We start from the raw sequence: 5,714 nt of genomic DNA, 5'->3' as shown, positions 1-5,714 counted from the left end.
GATCGCAGTGCGTCGACGGTGGAGCATCTGGAGCTGCCGCGCACGCCTACCGAGGAGCTGGTCGCCACGATCTGGCAGCAGGTGCTGGGCGTGGCGCACGTCGGCGTCCACGATAATTTCTTCAGTCTTGGCGGTCACTCGCTGCTGGCAACGCAGATCCTCTCCCGCGTCCGCGAGACGTTTCAGGTCGAGCTTTCGCTGAGCAACCTATTCAACACGCCGACCGTCGCGGGCATGGCCGAGCAGATCGAGCTGGTGCAGCAGATGGCGCACGGCATGGAAGCGCCGCCGATCGAGCCGGTGCCACACACCGAGTACATGCCGCTCTCCTTTGTCCAGCAGCGGCTCTGGTTCCTGCATCAGATCGATCCGCGCAGCCCGACCTACAATATTCCAGTAGCCGTGCAGCTGAACGGGCCGCTCGATCTGGACATGCTTGCGCGCGCGCTGAATGCGATCGTGGCGCGGCACGAGGCGCTGCGGACGACGTTTCATCCGGTCGATGGGCAGCCGATGCAGCGGATCAGTCCCGGCCTGGAGCTTGAGCTGCCGCTTGTTGATCTGAGCGACCGGCCCGCAGACGAGCAGCAGGCCGAGGTGCCGCGCCTGGCGGTGCAGGAGGCGCGCCGCCCCTTCGATCTGGTCAATGGCCCGCTGGTCCGCGCCCTGGCGTTCAGGCAAACCGACCAGCAGCATGTGCTGGTGCTGACGATGCACCATATCGTCGCGGATGGCTGGTCGCAGGGCGTGCTGATCCGCGAGCTGGCGATTCTGTATAACGCCTACGCCGCCGGAAAGCCACATCCAGAAGGTACCCGGCTGCCGGAGCTGCCGATCCAGTACGCCGACTATGCGCACTGGCAGCGCGCCTGGCTGCGTGGCGAGGTGTTGGAGGCACAGCACGCCTACTGGAAGGCGCAGCTAGGCGGTCACATCCCCGTGCTGGATCTGCCCACCGATCGCCCCCGCCCGCCGACGTCCACGCAGCGCGGCGCGAAGCATCCGTTCACCTTTCCGAAGTCGCTTGCCGACGCGCTGACGACGCTGAGCCGCGCCGAGGGCACGACGCTGTTTATGACGCTGCTGGCCGCGCTCGACACGCTGCTCTATCGCTACAGCGGCCAGACCGACATCGTGGTTGGCTCGCCGATCGCCAACCGGCATCACGGCCAGGTCGAGAGCCTGATCGGCTGCTTCATCAACACGCTGGTGCTGCGCGCCGACCTGTCGGGTAATCCGAGCTTCCAGGAGCTCCTGCAACGAGTCCGTGAGGTCGCGCTGGGCGCGTACAGCCATCAGGACTTGCCCTTCGAGCAGGTCGTCGAGATCGCCGCCTACGAGCGCGCTGCCAGCCGCACGCCGCTGTTCCAGGTGATGTTCATCCTTCAGAACGCGCCGATGCCGGAGTTGGCGCTGGGCGATCTGACGCTGCTGCCGCTGGAGGTCGACAACGGTACCGCCAAGTTCGATCTCACCTTCGAGCTGACCGAGACAGCGGATGGGCTGTTTGGCTTCATCGAGTACAACAGCGATCTCTTCGAGGCGGCGACGATCGCGCGCATGATGCGGCACTTCCAGATGGTGCTGGAAAGCGTCGTCGCCGATCCGGCGCAGCGCATCGCCGCGCTGCCGCTGCTGGACGAGGCCGAGCGCCAGCGGGTGCTCGTTGAGTGGAACGCCACGGCGGCAGACTATCCGCAGGACGTGTGCCTGCATACGCTGATTGAGCAGCAGGCCCGGCGCACGCCCGACGCTGTGGCGCTGGTCTTTGAGGATCGGCAGCTCACCTATGCCGCATTGAACGCCCGCGCCAACCAGCTCGCCCATGCCCTGCGGGCGCGGGGCGTTGGCGGGTGCCCGCAGGGCGAGACGCGCGTGGCGGTCTGCATGGAGCGCTCGATCGATCTGGTGGTTGCGCTGCTGGGCGTGCTCAAGGCGGGCGGTGCCTACGTGCCGCTCGATCCCGACTATCCGCAGGAGCGGCTGCACTTCATGCTGGCGGATGCTCAGGCTGCCGTCTTGCTGACGCAGCAGCACATCGAGGCCGTGCTCCCGGCCCATGCCGCGCAGGTGCTACGTGTCGATGCCGATTGGGAGCGCATCGCCCGACAGCCCGATACGAACCCGGCCAGCGCTGCTCGCGCCGACAACCTGGCGTACATGATCTACACCTCCGGCTCGACGGGGCAGGCCAAGGGCGCGATGAACACCCACCAGGCGATCGTCAATCGCCTGCTCTGGATGCAGGACGCCTACCAGCTCACGCCCGCCGACCGCGTGCTACAAAAAACGCCCTATAGCTTCGATGTCTCGGTCTGGGAGTTCTTCTGGCCGCTGCTCACAGGTGCGACGCTGGTCGTGGCAAAGCCGGGCGGTCATCAGGACAGCGCCTACCTCGTGGATCTGATCGCGCGCGAGCGGATCACGACGCTGCACTTCGTGCCCTCGATGCTTCAGGTCTTCCTTGAGGAGCGTGATCTCGACCGCTGCACGTCCCTGCGCCGCGTGATCTGTAGCGGCGAGGCGCTGCCGCTGGCGCTGCAACAGCGTTTCTTCGCGCGGCTGGATGCCGAGCTGCACAACCTGTACGGCCCCACCGAAGCTGCCGTCGACGTGACGTATTGGGCCTGCCAGCCTGACCGCGCGCTCCACACCGTGCCGATCGGCAAGCCGGTTGCCAACACCCAGATTTATATCCTCGACGTGCAGATGCAGCCCGTGCCGGTGGGCGTGCCCGGCGAGCTGCACATTGGCGGCGTGCAACTCGCGCGCGGCTACAATGGACGCCCGGATCTAACCGCCGAGCGCTTCATCCCCGATCCGTTCAGTCGCGGGGTGCCATGCCCAGAGGGCACCCGGCCAGGCACCCGCCCTGGTGCGCGGCTCTACAAGACCGGCGACCTGGCGCGCTACCGTGAGGACGGCACGATCGAGTTCCTGGGACGAATCGATCAGCAGGTCAAGCTGCGCGGTTTCCGCGTCGAGCTGGGCGAGATCGAGGCCGTGCTCCTGCGCCACCCCGACGTGCGCGAGGCCGTGGTGCTGGCGCGCGAAGATACTGCGGGCGAGAAGCGGCTGGTGGCGTATGTGATAGAACAAAGAACAACGGAACAAACGGAGAACCAAGAACCCGGAACGCTGCACGCGCAACTCCGTGCCTTCCTCGCCGATTGCCTGCCGGACTATATGATCCCGGCGGCGTTTGTCACGCTGTCGGCGTTTCCGCTGACGCCCAACGGTAAGGTCGATCGCAAGGCGCTGCCCGCGCCCGATCGTAGTGCATTGGGTCTGGCGCCGCTGGAGCTGCCGCGCACGCCTACCGAGGAGCTGATCGCCGCGATCTGGCAGCAGGTGCTGGGCGTGGCGCACGTCGGCGTCCACGATAATTTCTTCAGTCTTGGCGGTCACTCGCTGCTGGCAACGCAGATCCTCTCCCGCGTCCGCGAGACATTCGCCGTCGAGCTGACTCTGGCCGAATTGTTCAACACGCCGATGGTCGCGGGCATGGCCGAGCAGATCGAGCTGGTGCAGCAGATGGCGCACGGCATGGAAACGCCGCCGATCACGCCCGTGCGGCACACCGAGTACATGCCGCTCTCGTTCGCCCAGCAGCGGCTCTGGTTCCTGCATCAGATCGATCCGCGCAGCCCGACCTACAATATACCGATAGCCGTGCAGCTGAACGGGCCGCTCGATCTCGACGCGCTGACGCGCGCGCTGAATGCGATCGTGGCGCGGCACGAGGCGCTGCGGACGACGTTTCATTCGATCGATGGGCAGCCGATGCAGCGGATCAGCCCCAGCCTGGAGCTTGATCTGCCGCTGGTCGACCTGAGCGGCTACCCGGAGGCCGAGCGGCAGCCGGAGGTGTTTCGCCTGGCGCGCGAGGAGGCGCGCCGCCCCTTCGATCTGGTCGACGGCCCGCTGGTCCGTCTGCTGCTGCTCCACCAGACCGACCAGCAGCACGCGCTGGTGCTGACGATGCACCATATCGTCTCGGATGGCTGGTCGCAGGGTGTCTTCATCCGCGACCTGGCGCAGCTCTACCAGGCGTTCGTCGCGGGGCAGCCACACCGGCTGCCGGAGCTGCCGATCCAGTACGCCGACTACGCGCTCTGGCAGCGGCGCTGGTTACAGGGAGCCAGGCTGGCGGAGCAGCAGGCGTACTGGAAGCAACAGTTGGGCGGGACGCTGGGGGTGCTGGAGCTACCAAACGATCATCCGCGCCCGGCGACGCCCTCGCAGCGCGGCGCGAAGCACCAGTTTATGCTGCCGCCGTCGCTGGCGGACGCGGTGAAGCTGCTGAGCCGGAACGCAGGCGTGACGCTGTTTATGACGCTGCTGGCCGCGCTCGACACGCTGCTCTATCGCTACAGCGGCCAGACCGACATCGTGGTTGGCTCGCCGATCGCTAACCGGCATCAGGGGCAGGTCGAGGGGCTGATCGGCATGTTTGTGAACACGCTGGTGCTGCGCACCGACCTGTCAGGCAATCCGCGCTTTGAGGAGTTGCTGGGTCGGGTGCGCGGGGTGGCCCTGGGGGCGTACAGCCATCAGGACTTGCCCTTCGAGCAGGTCGTCGAGATCGTGGCCGCCGAGCGCGACCTGAGCCGACACCCGCTCTTCCAGGTGATGCTCATCCTCCAGAACGCACCGATGCCGGAGCTGGCGCTGGGCGATCTGACGCTGCTGCCGATCGCGATCGACAACCACACGACCAAGTTTGACCTCTCGTTCGATCTGACTGAGACAGCGGATGGGCTGTTTGGCTTGATCGAGTACAGCACCGACCTCTTCGAGGCGGCGACGATCGCGCGCATCGCCGAGCACTTCCGGCGCGTGTTGGAGATTGTCGTTGCCGATCCGGCGCAGCGCATCGCCGCGCTGCCGCTGCTGGACGAGGCCGAGCGCCAGCGGGTGCTCGTTGAGTGGAACGCCACGGCGGCAGACTATCCGCAGGACGTGTGCCTGCATACGCTGGTCGAGCGGCAGGCCGCGCGCACGCCCGACGCTGTGGCGCTGGTCTTTGAGGATCGGCAGTTTACCTACGCTGAGATCGATGCGCGCGCCAATCAGGTCGCCCATGCCCTGCGGACGCGGGGCGTTGGCGGGTGCCCGCAGGGCGAGCTGCGCGTTGGTCTGTGTTTGCCGCGCTCGCCGGAGCTGCTGATCGGGCTGCTGGGTATTCTCAAGGCGGGCGGCTGCTACGTGCCGCTCGACCCGGCCTATCCCCAGGAGCGGCTGGCCTGGATCGTGGGCGACGCGCAGATTGGCGTGCTGCTGACGACCGAGGCGCTGGCCGAGTACCTGCCGCCGAACGATAATCGCGTCATCCGCCTCGACGCCGACTGGCCGACGATCGCGAGCGGTCCGCGTACCAGTCTCGGCGGCGGCGATCCCGATACCCTGGCCTATATCATCTACACCTCCGGCTCGACAGGGCGGCCCAAGGGCGTGCAAAATACGCACCGGGCGATCGTCAACCGTCTGCTCTGGAACCAGGAGATCTACCCGCTCAGCGCAGAGGATCGCGTGTTGCAGATCGCCTCGTTCAGCTTCGATATTTCGATCTGGGAGCTGATCGGGCCGCTGCTGGCGGGCGCGCAGGTGATCATGGCGCGGCCCGGCGGGCAGCAGGATCTTCCATATCTGGTGCGGCTGATGGCGGAGCGGCAGGTGACAGTCGCGCACTTTGTGCCGTCGCTGCTCCAGGT

The 5,714-nt window shown here is 66.6% G+C and carries 1 protein-coding gene; it reads left to right on the top strand.

The window, feature by feature from the left end:
* Nucleotides 1-5,714: amino acid adenylation domain-containing protein (locus VFZ66_07275; protein HEX6288974.1), on the top strand; the 5,714-nt coding region annotated here is incomplete at both ends.

The sequence above is a fragment of the Herpetosiphonaceae bacterium genome (genome assembly GCA_036374795.1).
In the GTDB taxonomy this organism is placed as follows: Bacteria; Chloroflexota; Chloroflexia; order Chloroflexales; family Kallotenuaceae; genus LB3-1.
The sequence above is the reverse complement of the archived record's forward strand: the minus strand, read 5'-3'. Positions and strand labels throughout refer to the sequence as shown.